Below are 16,007 nucleotides of genomic sequence, written 5' to 3' on the forward strand. Positions count from 1 at the left end.
GGGGTGGAGCTGACCGGTACTAATAGGCCGAGGGCTTGTCCGCTGCAGATAATTGGATGTTCGCGCACATTTTTCACGGAGCTTGCTGCTCACGGTGATTCCCTGCCTCTTGGGGGTGGGTGGAGTCGGGTGGGTGGTGTGTGGTTTCCGTGGTGGTTATTGCTGGAGGGTCACACCCGGTCTCTTTCCGAACCCGGTCGTTAAGTCTCTTTGCGCTGATGGTACTGCCCTGTGGTGGGGTGGGAGAGTAGGTCGCTGCCACGGTTTTTCGTTGAGGGGGGTCGCCTTGTGGGGCGGCCCCTCTTCTTTTTTGTGTGGGGTTGTCGGTGGGGGCGGCCTCTTTTTTGTGGTGGTGTTTGTGCGTTTGTGAACGCGGGGGTGTGTGGGGGTGCGGGGGTGGGGGTGGGCCCCCCGTGTTCTAGTCAACCGGGTGTGGGGGTGGCGGGGCCAGAGCGTCTTGTGTCCTGTGGACAACCCACACCAGTCCCCCGCTGGGAGACGCACGGGCTGACACTGTGCCCCAGGAGACGGGACGTGGCACGTTTCCGCTATCGGGGCCACGGACCAGGACGAGGAGCGGACTCTCGTCACGGCGCAGACGGCCGCAGGGCGTGCTCGTCCTCCTCGCCGGACCCGACGACAGGCACGACAGGGAGCGCAACCCGGAGGCGCGAGTCACGGAGGCCCCTGCTCGGCGCACGCTGAACACCGCGGTCACGGCCTCGTCGTGCGCCCGGGGGTGAGAGGGGCGGGGGACCCGCGTCGGGGACGGCCTCTGGTCAGTCCTCGTCGGCTTCCGGAATGTCGATGAGCTGCCGCAGCAGCGCAAAGAAGTCTTCTTCGCTCATCGCCGACCAGTCCACGTACTCGTTCATGGTCTGCGATTTTCCCCAACCCGGGGCTGATAAGCCTGTGTTCGCCGTATTGGTTCGGGAAGTCTCGGTTAACGAGGCGTTAGCGCAGGTGGTCGGCTTGGTCCCCGAAGACTTGGGGTTCCCGCCGGATCGCCTGAAGGACCTACCGGATCACACTCACGGCCTCAGCCGAAAGAAACCGAAACCTGTCCCCGACCGCTCCCACCGCGGGGCGGACAGGACGTACGGGACACCGGGACGCGACGCGGGAACGGTCGGGCGTTCGACACCACGTTCGACACCACGTCAGCCGGGCGTTCGCCCCGGCTCCGCTCTCCACTTCCGGCGGTGCCTCGGAACACCCCCGACAGGGCCTCAGACGCGCTGCTGGAGCGCTCCCCGGCAATCGGGGCACCGGCACCGCTTGTTGTACCCGGTGACGGTCCCGTGCGGCAGGGAGGGGTCACGCTGCTCGGTGAGCGTGAAGTCGAGCTGGTCGCCGAAGGCCGTGAGGATGCGGCCGGTCGAGAAGACCTGGGCCGGGCTGACGTCGAGTTCGGCCGCGGCCTCGTCGATGTGCTTCCCCATCCGGAGTTTCGCGATGAGACGGGAGCGCGTGCTCGGCGGCATCTCCGCCTCCGCGTTCGCGATCAGCTGCTCGGCGTCGTCAATGGGGTAGCTCATGGATTTCCTCTATGTGTATGGTTACGCCCGCCGAAGCAGGCACCTCAAGCATCGTACGCGGTTTCTCCACGCTGGCATCAAGGTGAGACATACAGGACAGGAGTAAGCAGGCGGTGCTCCCGTCCCTGGCATCACCGAGCCTCTGGGACGCCGCGGCTCTCAGGCCACCGCTCCGCTGAGGACACCGGGTCCGCCGGATCGCGGCCCTGGGCCAGGCGGTCAGATCCGGGGCGCCAGCGGTCACGGCCTCCCCCGGATTTTCGGCCGTGTTCTGGGAACCCGAATCTCGCGAAGGTCCCAGGAACCGGCGGCTGATGTGATTCCTGGTGCGCTTGTCTGGTGCGCTTGTTATTACTGGTACCCCTGTGGTTCCCGTTGCTCCTGTTTCTCAAGTTCCTAGAGAAACATCCTTACATCCCCTCCTTCAGCTTTCCACGTCCTGCCCGCCACTCGTCTTCGCCCCCGCCCCTGTTCTGCCCACGCCTTCGCCGCCACTTCCCGTTCCGTTTCCATCCCCAGCTCCGCGCCCCTGTCACCCCCGGGACCTCGTCCGCCTTCGACACCGCTTCGCTCTCCCACCCAATCCCCCTCCAGGGCTTCCCCGGTCCTCGGCCCTCATGACGAAAGACGGGTTTGCCGTTCCACCGCCCGGGTTTTCGCCCTCCGTAATGCATCGAATCGGCAGCTGTTTTCTAGAAACTCATTGCTAGATGCTAGGTGGCGTGTTTCGCTTGTGGTACACCTCCGCCACTCTGCGTCATGGGATCATCGTTATGACCAGCCCCACGGTCCGTCGTCGACGGCTGTCCGCCGAACTCCGCCGCCACCGCGTACGGGCGGGTATGACCCTCAGCGACGTCGCGGACGAGCTGGAGTGGTCCCCGGCCAAGCTCGGACACATCGAGACCGGCATCCGCAAGTGGCCGTCGGTCATGGAGATCTCCGCCCTCCTGCGCCTGTACGGCGTCACCGGGGGGCAGCGGGAGGCCATCCTGACCCTCGTCCGGGAGTCGCGCCTGCGCCCCTGGTGGACCGAGTACGAGGACGTCCTGTCCTCCGCGTACGTGGGCAACGAGGCGGGCGCCGTCTCCGTGCAGTCCTACGCGGGCATACTCGTCCCCGACCTCCTCCAGGTGCCCGACTACACCGCGGCGGTGGCGCGGGCCCTGGGCCACGGCGAGCGCACCGTCGAACGCATGGTGGCCGCCTACCTCAAGCGCCAGGAGGTCCTGGACCACGGCGGCCCCGACCTCGGCTCCTCCGGAAGCCTCGTCCGCTACCACGCCATCGTCGAGGAGGACGCCCTCCAGCGGGTGTCCGGAAACCGGGAACTGCTGCGCGCGCAGACCAACCGCATCGTGGAGCTGGCCACCGGGTCCGATCGGGTGACGGTCCAGCTGCTGCCGACCTCGGCGGGCCCGCACCCCGGCGTCGCCGGACCCTTCTCCGTCCTGGAGTTCGACGAGGACGAGGCCGCCCTGGCCTACGTCGAGGCCACCCAGGGCGGCTCCATCGTGGAGGCGGAGGAGTCGGTCGCGGTCTGCAAGAGGGTGTGGTCCGAACTCACGCGGATTGCTGCTTCTCCGCAGGTCAGCCTGGGCATTCTCCGTCGGATGGCGCTGCTGACCTGAGGCCTCGCTCGCGCTCCTCACGTATCGGGCTCAGAAGTTGGTGGAAATCGGTCCACTGTGGCGGGGACCGCTCCCGACGGCTTGCTAGTCTGCTTGGTGACAACCTCATAAAGTTCTCCGCGGAGCCCCCGTCCCGGACGGGAGCCCGCGTTGACGCACCGGATCAACGAAAGGGTCCAGACAGTGAAGAAGATCATCGTTCTGGCGCTGGTGGCCCTCGGGGCTTTCGCCGTCTACCGCAAGATCCAGGCGGACCGCGCCGAGCTCGACCTGTGGACCGAGGCCACGGCGGCCAGCGAGAGCTGACCGACGGGTCTCCTGGCCGCCCTGCGCGGCCGTGGAGCTTCCACAGGGCGAACCGGGGACCGGCGAGAGCCGTCCCGGCCCGCTCGTGAGTGACACGAAGACGTGGGTGGGCCGATGATCCCGAGGTGCGACCCACGGCTTTGTGCTGCTCCCGAGCTGCGAACCGTGGCTCCGTGCGCGGGATCCCGGCCGGGTGAGCGGGACCGCCCTCCGATGAAGGTATGCTCTCCAGAGTGACCAGGGCTCGCGCCCGGGTTCATGGGGCCATAGCTCAGCTGGCAGAGCGCCGGTTTTGCATACCGGAGGTCAGGGGTTCGACTCCCCTTGGCTCCACCCAGGAAAAGCGCGGATCAGGCGCTGTGACGGGGACTCCCTACGGGGGTCCCCGTTTTCTGTCGCGGGTGGCCGGACCGGACGCGGGCCGTGTGGTGGCCGGGCCCCGTCGTCTCGGTGAGGCCCGGGGGCACCCCTCCCGCGGGCTCCCGGGAGCCCGCGCGGCGAGCCGCTCGCGGAACCGGCCGGGTCCGCACCGGGCTCTGGCCGGAGGGGCTTGCGGCCCCCCGTGCGGGCTGCGCGGCTCTCGGAAGATACGTCACGAAAAAGCGGAATGGGCGTTTCGCGTCAACCCGTAAAGGCTCTTCCACCGCCGAAGTCCACGGAACTGCTTTTGTTACTATTCGGTAGTTCCGGTTCGTCCGTCAAGGTGGGAAATGGGGCGCGGGTGTGGTCGCACGGTACGTACGACCGTGGGGTCCGTATAGCCCGTTCGGGTGACATGGATGACGCAGAGTCCACTTCGCCCGGTCGCGTCCGGGTACCCGGTCCCACCGGTCAGGCACTATGAATCCGCAGGTCATCACCCGTGTAATGGAAAGCCGGGGTGGTGTCTTCACGTCTTCGCGCATCGGGCTCGCCTCTACCATATGCAGTTACTCTGCGTGTGTGTATGATGACACTTCCCCTTAGTGCAATGGTCCTACTGGGCCATATGAGAAATAGGCCTCTTGGGGTCTGTTGGTGAACTGGGACGAACCGTAGTTTCGACACCAGCGACAACGAGGAAGACAGCGCGCCGAAACGATCGACCCCCGAAGACGAGCCTGGCGGCCCCCGCCCGGCCTCGTGACACCGTCCTCGGATCGGCCCGCTTCTCCTCACCCGCCGGCGGTCGCGCCAGTCGGCGGATTCCGATCACCACACATGCTGATCTTGGGAGTGGGGCAACATGTGGAATGAGAAGATGGCGGCCCGTGCCAAATGCCGCGAGATCGACCCGGACGCGCTGTTCGTGCAGGGCGCTGCGCAGAACCGCGCCAAACTGATCTGCCGGGGCTGTCCGGTCCGGACACAATGCCTGGCGGAGGCGTTGGACAGCCGTATCGAGTTCGGTGTCTGGGGAGGCATGACCGAGCGCGAGCGCCGCGCCCTGCTGCGTCGGCGCAAGGACGTCACCAACTGGTACGAACTGCTCACCAGCGCCGAGCGCCAGTACGAGCGGGAGCAGGCGGAGCAGGAGCCCTCGACCTCTCCGGACCCGGCCGCGGCCCCGGCCCTGGCCTCCTCCCCCGACCCGGAACCGACGTCGGCTCCGGACCCGGTCACGGCTCCGGCCAGGGTCGTCGCGCCGGTCCCGACCGGGATGCCCTCCGCCGTCGCCGCCCGGTGACGACGGGCTCCCGGGGAGGGGAGCCCCAGCGGCCCGGGGCCTTGGGCCCCGGAGGCCCGGCGGCCTGACAGCCGGGAACCCGACAGACGAAAGTCGATGCGGCCTCCACCGAAAGGGGGAGGACCGGATCAGGGGAGGATCAGGGACGGCCCCGATAGCCGTGGCCGTTCCTATGGCGCATCATGAGGGGAGTACGGCCGATCCGTGCCGTACTCCCGTCGCCGTTGGGAGTGGGAGTGGCTGTGCAGGACCCTCAGTATCCGGCGAGGCGCCCCTGGGAACCGCAGGCCAGGCCGCAGATCCGCCTCACCGACGCCGAACGCGACGCCGCGATCACGGTTCTCCAGGAGGCCTTCGGCCGCGGCCAGCTCGACGAGGAGGAGCTCGACGAGCGCACCGACAGGGCCATGCGGGCCAAGTTCGGGGCCGACCTGGTCCCCCTCACCGAGGACCTGGGCGTCACCCCGGCGGGGACGCCCCAGGCGGCCCCCGGCCCGTTCGGCCGGTTCACCGGCCAAGGGGGCCGCCAGAGGACCGACTCACGTGAGCCCCTGCCGAGCACCCCGGTCGACCGGGTCGTGGCCGCGGTCGGGCACGCGGGGAACTACTTCCTCCCCGTCATCGCGCCCCTCCTGCTCCTCCTCGTGAGCGACAGGATCTCGCCCTACGTGCGGCGCCAGGCCATGGAGTCGCTCAACTTCCAGCTCTTCTGCGTCATCGCCGGACTCACGAGCCTGGCCCTGTTCTGGCTCGTCGCGCCCCTGTTGGTGACGCTGGCGGTCGCCCTGGGCTGGGCGATCCTCCCGGTCGTCGCCAGCATCTCCAGCCTCTTGGGCAACGACTGGCGCTACCCCCTGATCCTGCGCGTCCTCAAGGACTCCTGAGGGCCCGGCCGGAGACGGGGCGGGGCGGTCGGGGAGCCGCCTCCGAACGCCCCGGAGCCGCGCACCGCGGACCGCACGGACGCCCCGGAGCCGGGCGCGGCGGTCCGCGCTCATCCCGCCCGCGGACACGCCCCCGACACGACGAAGCCGGGACGGAGGGAATCCGTCCCGGCGGAGGGAGGGTAGCCAGTCCGGGGGCGGGGTCTCCCCCGCACGGCACGGCTGTCCGTCTCTCGTCGCTCCCGCGATCAGCCCTGGTGGCCGGGCTTGCCGTTCTCCTTGGCCCGGTTCTCGCCCGCGGCGGTGCGAACGGTCTCCTTGGTCTTGTTCTTCGCGGTCTTGGCCGCCTTGGCGGTCTCCTCCGCGGCCTCCGCGGCCTTCTCCGCCGTCGCCGAGGCCCGCTCCTCCAGGTTCTCCCGCGTCTCGCGGACCTGGTCGCGCGCCTGGTCCAGGTGCTCCTGCCACTCGGCGTCCTGGGCCGCCTGGCGCATGCGGACCAGCGAGTACACGACGATGCCGCCGACCACGGCGGCGCCGCCGATCAGGGCCCCCCGGGGAACCCGGCGGTTGCCCCGCCGGAGCAGCCTGAGCCCGCGGCGACCCGGGTTCGGGTCCACGCGGTGGGCGGCCGCGGTGAGCACCTCGGCGACCCGCGGTGCCACGGTGTCCTCCACGCGCAGCGCGGCGTTCTCCAGCCGGGGTGCGGTCCAGCCGCGCGCCTGGAGGAGCTTCAGAGCGGCCTGGTCACGTGCCTGGTCGGCGTACGGACCAAACCGTTCGGCCTGTTCCCGGGCTTTCTCCCGGGCCATGCCCTGCAGGCGAGCCAAGCTCGCCTCAGTCTCTTTCTTGCGTGCCTTGAGTCGCTTGGAAGAGATAGGCACGTCGTCAGCTCCTTCGGTCGTTCACCGGTTCTGCGGTCTCCACCCGGTGCGGCCGACGCTCGACGCCACACGGATGGTTTCTCCGTCGTCCTTACCCGTTACCCGGGTGTTATCTCAACATACGTCCTCTCCGTGTGTGATCTTCGTTTCGACACCGGCCGAGGGTTTTCCCCCCCCCCCCCCGCCGCGAACGGCGGGCCCCGGAGGAGGGGTGACCACCCTCCGGGGTCGGTCGGGTTCCCAGGGTGAAAGGAGCCCGTCCCGAAGCGGACGGAGTCCCGGGCGCGGTGGGCGCGGGACCGGCGTGCTGCCCGGACGTCGCGCGACCGCGGCGGATCCAGGACGAGCCCGGGGGACGGACGGGTAACGTGAGCACGTAAACGAAGTCGACCGAAAGGCACGTAGGTGTCCGACTCCACGGCTCAGCCCACCGCGCGGCTGAACACCTCCAAGGGAACCATCGTCATCAGGCTGTTCGAGAAGGAGGCGCCGGAGACGGTCGCCAACTTCATCGGTCTGGCCGAGGGCTCGAAGCAGTGGGTGGACCCCACCACGGGCAAGCCCTCCAACAGCAGCCTCTACGAGGGCACGATCTTCCACCGTGTCATCGACGGTTTCATGATCCAGGGCGGCGACCCGCTCGGCACCGGCCGCGGCGGCCCCGGCTACAAGTTCAAGGACGAGATCCACCCGAACCTGCGCTTCGACCGCCCGTTCCTGCTGGCCATGGCCAACGCGGGCCCCGGCACCAACGGCTCGCAGTTCTTCGTCACCGTGGACAAGCCGTACTGGCTCGACGGCCGCCACACCATCTTCGGCGAGGTCGTCGAGGGGGACGACGTGGTCACCGCGATCTCCCAGGTCGAGACCGACTCCCAGGACCGTCCCCGCGAGGACGTGGTGATCAACAGCGTCGAGATCACCCGATAGCGGTGACGGCGCCCCGGCTCCGAGGAGGAACCCGCCCATGACCGCATCCCCACCGCCGTCCGGAGCGGCTCCGGAGCCGGAGCGCCCGGCCCCGCGCACCTGCTACCGCCACCCCGACAGGGAGACGGGGGTCAGCTGCAGCAGGTGCGAGCGGCCGATCTGCCCGGACTGCATGGTCGAGGCGTCCGTGGGCTTCCAGTGCCCCGGGTGCGTCTCGGAGGGGAACCGCGGGGTGCGCCGGGCCAGGACCGCCTTCGGGGGCAGGGCCGTCGCCAAGCCGTACGTCACCTGGACGATCCTCGGCATGATGGTGGCCGGGTTCCTCGCCCAGCTGGGTACGTCCACCCCGATCGGGCAGGCGGGTGCCTCGCCGCTGGTCTGGGAGTTCGCCATGCTCGGCATCGGCCGGGTCGAGGACGGAACCCTGCTCGGGGTGCTCCCGGGCGAGTGGTACCGGCTCCTCACGGCCGCGTTCCTGCACGGCAGTATCTTCCACCTGCTGTTCAACGGGTACGCCATGTACCTGCTGGGAACGCAGCTGGAGCGCTGGCTGGGACACGTCCGCTTCCTGACCCTGTGGGTGCTCGGCGCGCTCGCGGGATCGGTGCTCAGCCTCCTGGCGGAACCCAACCAGTTCTCGGTCGGCGCCTCCGGAGCGGTCTTCGCCCTGTTCGGGGCGGTGCTCGTCATCGGCAGGCGGCTGCGCCTGGACCTGCGCATGATCGGCGTCCTGCTGGTGGTCAACCTCGTGCTGACCTTCGTGGTCCCCAACATCTCGTGGACCGCGCACATCGGCGGGCTGGTCGCCGGGCTCGTGCTCGGCGCCGTGTTCGCCTACCTGCCCGGCAGGTCCGCCGGGAACCGTGCCCGTACGGTCACACACGTCCTGCTGGCGGCGGCGTTCGCCGCCCTGCTCGTGGCCCTGGTGGTCACGGCGCCGCTGATCATCCTCCGCTGACGGCGGAGAGGTCGGGGCCCGGAGGAGCCCTCCTCCGGGCCCCGGCGTCCGCGGACGTCCCCGCGCCGCCAAGGGGCCGTGCGACGACTCCCCCCGCCCCGGCGGACATCCCCGCGCGGCCTCCGAACCCCTGTGTGCGGGCATGCCGAAGAGAGCTACCCACAGCCTGTGGATAACTTTGTGGAAAACCCGTGTCGTTGCTGTTCACCCGGGTGTGGACATGCCAGTGGAGAGCACCCGGAGGAGGGTCCGCCGCCGTTGCCGGGCGATCCGACCGCCCGGTCGGGGGGTCAGTGCCAGCGCGTGGACAGGATGACGGCCACGATGATGCCGCTGAAGCCGATCAGCAGGTTCCAGTTCTGCCAGTCCTGCATGTAGGGGATCTGGCTGCCCGCGATGTAGTAGACGGCGATCCACAGGATGCCCAGCGTGAAGAAGCCGAGCATCGCCGGTGCCAGCCAGCGCGGACTGACCTTGGGCTTCTCCTTCGAAGGAGGCGGCGTGTAGACGGCCTTCTTCTTGCGATCGCTGCGGGACTTGGGCACGGTCGCTGCTCCAGTACGTGGGGCGGGTTCCTGAACGAGAACACAGTCTACGCCCCGGGGGGAGCCCCCGTCACCGGCGGGACGTACCGGATCCGCGTCAGGTTCCGGAGGCGCCGGGTCGTGCTCCCCGGCGGCCGGGCGCTCCCCCCGCCGACCCGCGCGCGGGCCGACGCCCGCCCCGCGGCCTCGCGGGTGAAGGGAGCCGACTTCCGTCGATGCGGGCCGCCGCTCCCCCGGGCTGTGCGGGGACGACCCCGTACGGTCCGGGGCCCACGTCCACGGCGGGTGCCCTCCGCCCTGGACGTGCCCCGCACACGACGGCGGGCCGCCCCGTGCCCTCGCACGGAAGCGGCCCGCCGTCACGCGCTGTCCGTTCAGTCCCTGCGCATGGACGGGAACTCGAAGCCGTCGTCACCGCCGGGCGGGGTCTGGCCCCCGTCATCACCGTCGGGAGGGGTCTCGCCGCCATCCGGAGGGGACTCGCCGCCGTCGTCACCGCCGGTCGGCGGCCCCTGCGTGGCCGGTTCGACCGCGAGCACGACGTTCACCGTGCTCCCGGGCGCCACGTTCTGCCCCGGCCCCGGGTCCTGCCGGATGACCGTGCCGACCGGGCCCTCCGTGCTCGGCTCCTCGGAGAAGGAGGCGCTCAGGTCCCTCTGCGCCAGCGCCGACTCCGCGCCGTCGCGGGTCATGCCGACCAGGTCGGGCACCTGCACCTGGTTGGGGCCGGAGGAGATCAGCAGCGTGATGTCGGTGTCCGGCGCGACCGCCTCCCCGGCGGCCGGGTCGGTGCCGATCGCCTGGCCCTCGGGCACGCTGTCGTCCGCCCTCTGCTCGGAGGTGACGTTCTCGAAGCCCGCGTCGTTCAGGGTGCCGGTCGCGTCGGACTCGGACTGGCCCTGCACGGACGGGATCTCCAGGGCGTCCGGGCCGCTGGAGACGTACAGGACGATCTCCTCGTCCACCGGGACCTCGTCGCCGGCGGGCGGGTCGGTCTCGATGACCTGGCCCTCCTCGACGTCCTGGCTCGCCTGCTGCTCCTGGGTGACGCTCTCGAAGCCCGCCTCGCTGAGGGAGGACTGGGCCTCCGCGACGGTGGACCCCGCCACGTCCGGCACCGCGGCGGTCTGCGTCTCGGGATCCCCTCCGCCCAGGTTCATCAGCACGAACACCAGGATCAGGGAGGCGATCACGCCGACGCCCAGCAGGACCCACAGCGCGGTCTTGCCGCGGCCGTCCTTCCCGCGGTCGTCGTAGCGGTCGTCGTAGTCGTCGTCGTAATCGTCGTAGTCGTCGTACCGCTCGGCGGGCGCGGGCGGCATCGCCGTCGTGGCGCCGGCGGCGGCCATGGCCATGGTGCCCGCCTGGGTGGGCATCCCCGCCAGGCCGCGCTGGATGTCGGCGCGCATCTCAGCCGCGTTCTGGTACCGCTCCTCGCGGTTCTTGGTCATCGCCCGGAGGGTGACGTCCTCCAGCCAGTGGGGGATCTGGGGGTCGATCTCGCTCGGCGGGACCGGCTCCTCCCGCACGTGCTGGTAGGCGATCGAGACGGGCGAGTCGCCCGTGAACGGCGGACGGCCGGTGAGCAGCTCGTAGAGCACGCAGCCGGTGGAGTAGATGTCGCTGCGCGGGTCCACCCGCTCGCCGCGCGCCTGCTCCGGGGACAGGTACTGGGCGGTACCGATCACCTGGGAGGCCTGCGTCATCGTCGCCTGGTTGTCGTCCATGGACCGGGCGATGCCGAAGTCCATCACCTTGACGTCGGCGTTGCGGGTCAGCATCACGTTCGCGGGCTTGATGTCGCGGTGGACGATCCCGTTGTCGTGGCTGTACTCCAGCGCCTTGAGGATGCCGTCGACCAGCTCCGCCGAGCGCTCCGGCAGGAGGCGGCGGTCGTCGTCCAGCAGCTCCTTCAGGGTCCGCCCGTCCACGTACTCCATGACGATGTAGGGGATGGACACCCCGTCGATCATGTCCTCGCCGGTGTCGTACACCGCGATGATGGCCGGGTGGTTCAGGGAGGCGGCGGACTGCGCCTCCCGTCTGAACCTGGCCTGGAAGACGTGGTCGCGAGCCATGTCGTGTCGGAGGGTCTTGATGGCGACGAGCCGGTCGAGACGCAGGTCGCGTGCGCGGTAGACCTCGGCCATGCCGCCGCGCCCGACGATGGTGTCGAGCTCGTAGCGTCCGCCGAGGAGCCGGGGCTGGGACATGTCGTGTAGTGATCCTCGTGTCTTCCGGAGGCCGCCCGCGGGCCGCCGCCTACCCTGAACGTCTCTCGCTCACGGTCTCTAGATGGTGCCTACTTCTTCTCCGCCGCCGTTTCCGCCGCCGTTGCTACCGCCACTGCCGTCGTCACCGCCGTTGTTTCCGCCGCCGTTGTTCGGCGGGGGCTCCGGGGTCTCACCCGTGCCGGGGTCGGGCGGAGGGCTCTGGCCGTCCTCGGAGTCGTCGTCCTCACCGTCTTCGGGGGCGTCGCTCTCCTCGGCGTCCTCGTCCGGAGAGGGGCTCGGACTCCCCACCGGGTCCTGCGGCCCGGTGTTCCAACCGGTGTCACCCTCCGGGGCCACGGGGACGTCCGCCGGGGCGGACTCCACGGGCTCCTCGGTCTCCTCCGGGGAGGAGGAAGGGGTCGCCGCAGGAGGATCGACGGTGTCGCGCATGTTGCCCACCTCGGACCTCCCGTTGGACAGGAATCCGGCCACCACCGCGGCCGCGATGATGATCGCCGCGGCCGCGGCCGCGAGGATCACGGGCACGCTGACGCGGCGGCGCCGCTCCGGTGCCCCGGCCAGCCTAGCCGACGCGTCCTCCTGACCGGCGACGGCGGTCGGCTGCCCCCCGGTCCGGTACGTCATCGAGCCGGATCCGGGTCCGGTCACCGCTCCCACCACGGCGGTCTGCGCCATCCCCTGGAACCCGGTGGAGGGTGTGGGCGGACCGGTTCCGGCGTTGGAGCGGATCACCGCGGCCGTGTGCGCGACCTCGCTGGCCGACGCGGGCCGCTCCTCGGGCTCCTTCAGCAGGAGGGAGGACACCAGGTGGTTGACGTCGTCGGGCACGTCCTCGGGCAGTTCCGGCGGCTCGTCGCGGGTGTGCGCCAGGGCCAGCGCCACCGGGGTGTCGCCGGTGAACGGCGGTGTTCCGGCCAGGCACTCGTAGGCCACCACGCCGAGGGCGTACAGGTCAGAGGAGGAGGTCGCGGGCCTGCCCGAGGCCTGCTCGGGGGAGATGTACTGGGCGGTGCCCATGACCATGCCGGTCTGGGTGAGGGTGACCGACATGTCGCCGCGGGCGATGCCGAAGTCGGTCAGCTTGAGCTGGCCGTCCGGGGTGACCAGCAGGTTGCCCGGCTTGATGTCGCGGTGCACCACGCCGCGCGCGTGCGCGGCGGCCAGGGCCTTGGCCGCCTGGTACACGAAGTCCAGGGTCTGGTCCGCGCTGAGGTGGCCCTGCTCGCGCAGGACCTGCGAGAGCGGTTCGCCGACCACGAGTTCCATGATCAGGAAGGCGCGGCCGTTCTCCTCGCCGTAGTCGTAGACCTGGGCGATCCCGGGGTGGGAGAGGCCGGCGGTGATCCGGCCCTCGGTGCGGAACCGTTCCCTGGCCGTGGGCTCGGCCATCTGGGAGGGGTGCAGCAGCTTGACCGCCACGGGCCGGTTGAGCAGGGTGTCGGTGGCCTTCCAGACCGTGCCCATGCCACCGGAGCCCACCTGCTCCTCCAGGCGGTAACGGTCGCTCAGAACGGTCCCGGTGAGGTCACCGGGACCGTTCTGGGAAGACGGTTCGTAGGCGCTCACTACTGAACCACTGCCTCCATCATCTGCCGGGCGATCGGCGCGGCCAGCTCGTTGCCGCTGCCGCCGCCGTACTCGACCACGACCGCGACCGCGACCTGCGGGTCGTCAGCCGGGGCGAAGCCGATGAACCAGTTGTGGGTGGGGCTTCCGTCACCGGTCTCGGCGGTACCGGTCTTGCCCGCGACCTCCATGCCGGAGATGGCCGCGTTGGTACCCGAGCCGCCCGGGCCGGTCACCAGGGTCATCATCTCGGTGAGGGACTCGGCCGTGCTGGCGCTGACCGCCTGTGAGTAGCTCTCCGGGCTGGTCTGGGTGACCACGGACAGGTCCGAGTCGCGCACGGTGTCCACCGCGTAGGGCTTCATGACCTCACCCGAGTTGGCCACGCCCGCGGCGACCATCGCCATCTGGAGCGGGGTCGCCTGCACGTTGGACTGGCCGATGCCGGCGCGGCCCAGGATGTTGCGGTCGGTCTCCACCGGGGCGCTGCTCGGGATCACCGACAGCGGGACCGTCAGCTCCTCCTCGCGGTTGAACCCGAAGGCGGTGGCCTGCTCCGACAGGGCCTCGCCGCCCATCTCGATAGCCCAGTTGGCCATCGAGGTGTTGCAGGAGATCTGGATCGAGTGCGCCAGGGTGTCGGGCTGGCCGCCGTTGCAGGTCCCGCCCGGGGTGGCGTTGGGCAGCGTGCCGCCCAGCTCCAGCACGTCGGGCGCCTCCTGGGTGGTCTCCGGGGTGGCGCCCATGTGCTCCATGGCCGCCGCGGCGGTCACCACCTTGAACGTCGAGCCCGGCGGGTAGAACTCGTGGAGGGCCCGGTTGAGCAGCGGCTTGCGCGGGTCGGCCTCCAGCTCCGTGTAGTTGGTGACGGCCGAGTCGATGTCGGTGATGCTGACGACCTCGTTGGCGTCGTAGGACGGGTAGGACACCGCGCCCAGGATCGCCCCGGTGCTGGGGTCGAGCGCCACGGCCGCGCCGTTCTTGTCGCCCAGGCCCTGGAAGGCCTCGTAGCCCGCCTGCTGCACCTCCGGGTCCAGGGTGAGCTGGACCTGGGCGCCCTCGGGCTCGCGGCCGGTGATGATGTCGCGGAAGTTGCGCACCGCCAGCCGGTCGTCGCTGCCGTCGAGCAGCGAGTTCTCGGTGAGTTCGATGCCCGAGGCGCCGTAGGTGCGGAAGGAGCCGACGATCGGCGTGTACAGGCCGCCGCCCTCGTACATGCGCTGGAACTCCGCGGGCTCGCCCTCGCCGGCGATGTTGTCCGAGTAGGCCACGTTGTCGTCCGCGACCAGGATGGGACCGCGGGCCTCGCTGAGCCGTTCGGTGAACTGGCGCCGGTTGAGCGGGTCGTCCTTGATCGCCTGCGCCTGGAAGCCCTGGAGCCAGGTGACGTTGGCCATCAGGATCAGGATCAGGAGGAAGGCGAAGATGCTGAGTCTGCGGATCGGTGTGTTCATCGTCGGATCACCTGTGTCGCGCCCTCGTCCTGGATGGCCTGCGGTGCTGGGCGCCTGGCGTTGTCGCTGATGCGGAGCAGGATCCCCATCATGATCCAGTTCGCCAGCAGCGCGGAACCGCCCGCCGCCATGAAGGGCGTGGTCGAGCCGGTCAGCGGGATCACCCGGGTCAGGCCGCCCAGGACGATGAAGACCTGGTAGGCGAGAAGGAAGGCGACACCGCTGGCCAGCAGCTTGTTGAACGCGCCGGTGGTCGCGAGCGCCATGCGCATGCCGCGCTCCACCAACAGGCCGAGCACCATGAGGATGGCGAGCAGGCCGGTCAGGCCCAGCTCCTCGCCGATCGTGGCGAGGATGAGGTCGCTGTCGGCGGCGAAGGTGTCGTACAGGGCCCCCGCGCCGATGCCGGTGCCGAAGAGGCCGCCGTAGGCCATGCCCACCAGCCCCTCCACCAGCTGCTGGCTACCGCCGACCGCCTCGTACACCTCCTGGTCGAAGGCGTTGAGCCAGATGTTGACGCGGGCCTGGACGTGCCAGAAGAGCAGGTAGGCCACGAACGCCCCGGCAGCGAACAGGAGCAGGCCGATGGTCACCCACGAGGAGCGCTGGGTGGCCACGTACAGCATCGCCAGGAACGTGCCGAAGAGCAGCAGCGAGGTGCCCAGGTCGCGCAGGAGCACCAGCATGCCGATGGCCAGCACCCAGCCGACCAGGATCGGTGCCAGGTCGCGCGCCCGGGGCAGTTCGATGAGCGTGAAGCGGCCGATCTTGATCGGCTTGCCGACGATCTGGAGCACCTGGCGTTTGCTCATCAGATAGGACGCCAGGAAGATCACCAGGGCGATCTTGGCGAACTCCGACGGCTGCATGGTGCCCAACGGGCCGAGGCTGATCCACAGCCGCGCGCCGTACACCTCCTGGCCCAGGCCGGGAACGATCGGCAGGGCGAGCAGGATGATCGCGACCAGGCCGCTGACGTAGGTGTAGCGCTGGAGGACCCTGGGGTCCTTGAGGAAGATGATGATGAGGAAGCACAGGACCAGGCCGATCGCCGTCCACATCACCTGCGAACCGGCCCCGGCGCGCTCGATGTCCTCGGCCTCGCCCGCCTGGATCCGCCAGATCATCGCCACGCCGATGCCGTTGAGGAACAGCGCGCAGGGCAGGATCAGCGGGTCGGCGTAGGGCGCCACGAAGCGCATCGCCACGTGCGCGGCGGCGGACAGGGCCGCGAAGGTCAGGCCCACCGTCCACATCGCGCCGGGTACCTGGCCGTTGAGGTTGACGCCCGCGATCGCGATGCCCGCCATGGTGATGACGATGGCGAAGAGGATGAGGACCAGTTCGGCGTTGCGCCTCTTGACGGGTGGCAGCGCGGTGGGCGCCTCGGGTTCGGAAGCCTTACTCACTCGGG

The 16,007-nt window shown here is 69.8% G+C and carries 12 protein-coding genes, 1 tRNA gene, 1 rRNA gene and 1 pseudogene; 8 read left to right on the plus strand and 7 right to left on the minus strand.

What is annotated here, in order from left to right:
- Window positions 1-148 precede the first annotated feature (148 nt).
- Window positions 149-264: ribosomal RNA gene (gene rrf, locus G011_RS0123220) — 5S ribosomal RNA — on the plus strand.
- A 965-nt stretch (window positions 265-1,229) separates the two neighbouring features.
- Here rrf and G011_RS0123235 read toward each other — a convergent pair.
- On the minus strand, window positions 1,230-1,538 hold the full coding sequence (locus tag G011_RS0123235; RefSeq protein WP_013156224.1) for a hypothetical protein: 309 nt from the start codon (window positions 1,536-1,538) through the stop codon (window positions 1,230-1,232).
- A gap of 773 nt (window positions 1,539-2,311) precedes the next feature.
- On the opposite strand from G011_RS0123235, the gene G011_RS0123240 reads away from it, so the two are divergent.
- From G011_RS0123240 to G011_RS0123260, 5 genes and pseudogenes are all read left to right on the plus strand, one after another.
- A complete protein-coding gene (locus G011_RS0123240; RefSeq protein ID WP_081643022.1) occupies window positions 2,312-3,169 on the plus strand; it encodes a helix-turn-helix transcriptional regulator in 858 nt (285 codons plus the stop codon).
- Between the two features lie 183 nt (window positions 3,170-3,352).
- Complete coding sequence (locus tag G011_RS32645; RefSeq protein ID WP_014912962.1) at window positions 3,353-3,475, plus strand: DLW-39 family protein; 123 nt, start codon at window positions 3,353-3,355, stop codon at window positions 3,473-3,475.
- Between the two features lie 260 nt (window positions 3,476-3,735).
- Window positions 3,736-3,808: transfer RNA gene (locus tag G011_RS0123250), tRNA-Ala, on the plus strand.
- A gap of 892 nt (window positions 3,809-4,700) precedes the next feature.
- Window positions 4,701-5,021: pseudogene (locus G011_RS32650) on the plus strand (WhiB family transcriptional regulator); the annotation flags it as partial.
- Window positions 5,022-5,383: 362 nt separating this feature from the next.
- Window positions 5,384-6,025, plus strand: a complete 642-nt coding sequence (locus G011_RS0123260) for a DUF1707 and DUF4870 domain-containing protein (protein WP_019610566.1) — start codon at window positions 5,384-5,386, stop codon at window positions 6,023-6,025.
- 248 nt (window positions 6,026-6,273) lie between these two features.
- On the opposite strand, the gene G011_RS0123265 is transcribed toward G011_RS0123260, so the two are convergent.
- Complete coding sequence (locus tag G011_RS0123265; protein ID WP_026338576.1) at window positions 6,274-6,906, minus strand: hypothetical protein; 633 nt, start codon at window positions 6,904-6,906, stop codon at window positions 6,274-6,276.
- 405 nt (window positions 6,907-7,311) lie between these two features.
- Between G011_RS0123265 and G011_RS0123270 the strand changes: the two genes are divergently transcribed.
- Together G011_RS0123270 and G011_RS0123275 are read left to right on the plus strand one after the other, a co-directional pair.
- Window positions 7,312-7,836 carry a peptidylprolyl isomerase gene (locus G011_RS0123270; protein WP_013156230.1) on the plus strand — a complete coding sequence of 175 codons (525 nt, stop codon included), beginning with the start codon at window positions 7,312-7,314 and terminating at the stop codon, window positions 7,834-7,836.
- 37 nt (window positions 7,837-7,873) lie between these two features.
- Window positions 7,874-8,794, plus strand: a complete 921-nt coding sequence (locus tag G011_RS0123275) for a rhomboid family intramembrane serine protease (protein WP_231391567.1) — start codon at window positions 7,874-7,876, stop codon at window positions 8,792-8,794.
- Window positions 8,795-9,084: 290 nt separating this feature from the next.
- Here G011_RS0123275 and G011_RS0123280 read toward each other — a convergent pair whose 3' ends face one another.
- The 5 genes from G011_RS0123280 to G011_RS0123300 all read right to left on the minus strand — a co-directional run bounded on the left by G011_RS0123280 (window position 9,085) and on the right by G011_RS0123300 (window position 16,002).
- The gene (locus tag G011_RS0123280; protein ID WP_013156232.1) at window positions 9,085-9,339 is read right to left on the minus strand and encodes a cell division protein CrgA; all 255 of its coding nucleotides are present in this window, start codon (window positions 9,337-9,339) and stop codon (window positions 9,085-9,087) included.
- Window positions 9,340-9,713: 374 nt separating this feature from the next.
- Complete coding sequence (gene pknB / locus G011_RS0123285) at window positions 9,714-11,552, minus strand: Stk1 family PASTA domain-containing Ser/Thr kinase (protein ID WP_019610570.1); 1,839 nt, start codon at window positions 11,550-11,552, stop codon at window positions 9,714-9,716.
- 78 nt (window positions 11,553-11,630) lie between these two features.
- Window positions 11,631-13,139, minus strand: coding sequence for a serine/threonine-protein kinase (locus G011_RS0123290; RefSeq protein WP_026338578.1), 1,509 nt, complete (start codon window positions 13,137-13,139; stop codon window positions 11,631-11,633).
- Window positions 13,139-14,593 carry a penicillin-binding protein 2 gene (locus tag G011_RS0123295; RefSeq protein WP_019610571.1) on the minus strand — a complete coding sequence of 485 codons (1,455 nt, stop codon included), beginning with the start codon at window positions 14,591-14,593 and terminating at the stop codon, window positions 13,139-13,141. The genes G011_RS0123290 and G011_RS0123295 overlap by 1 nt, the downstream gene beginning before the upstream one ends.
- Complete coding sequence (locus tag G011_RS0123300) at window positions 14,590-16,002, minus strand: FtsW/RodA/SpoVE family cell cycle protein (protein ID WP_019610572.1); 1,413 nt, start codon at window positions 16,000-16,002, stop codon at window positions 14,590-14,592. Before G011_RS0123300 ends, G011_RS0123295 begins: the two co-directional genes overlap by 4 nt.
- Window positions 16,003-16,007 lie beyond the last annotated feature (5 nt).

It is taken from the genome of Nocardiopsis sp. CNS-639 (assembly GCF_000381685.1).
Classification (GTDB): Bacteria; Actinomycetota; Actinomycetes; order Streptosporangiales; family Streptosporangiaceae; genus Nocardiopsis; species Nocardiopsis dassonvillei.

Excerpts from the sequence above, each read along its gene's own strand:
- G011_RS0123235 (WP_013156224.1), bottom strand. The coding sequence starts at position 1,538 with ATGAGCTACCCCATTGACGACGCCGAGCAGCTGATCGCGAACGCGGAG.
- G011_RS0123240 (WP_081643022.1), top strand. The coding sequence starts at position 2,312 with ATGACCAGCCCCACGGTCCGTCGTCGACGGCTGTCCGCCGAACTCCGC.
- G011_RS0123275 (WP_231391567.1), top strand. The coding sequence starts at position 7,874 with ATGACCGCATCCCCACCGCCGTCCGGAGCGGCTCCGGAGCCGGAGCGC.
- pknB (WP_019610570.1), bottom strand. The coding sequence starts at position 11,552 with ATGTCCCAGCCCCGGCTCCTCGGCGGACGCTACGAGCTCGACACCATC.
- G011_RS0123295 (WP_019610571.1), bottom strand. The coding sequence starts at position 14,593 with ATGAACACACCGATCCGCAGACTCAGCATCTTCGCCTTCCTCCTGATC.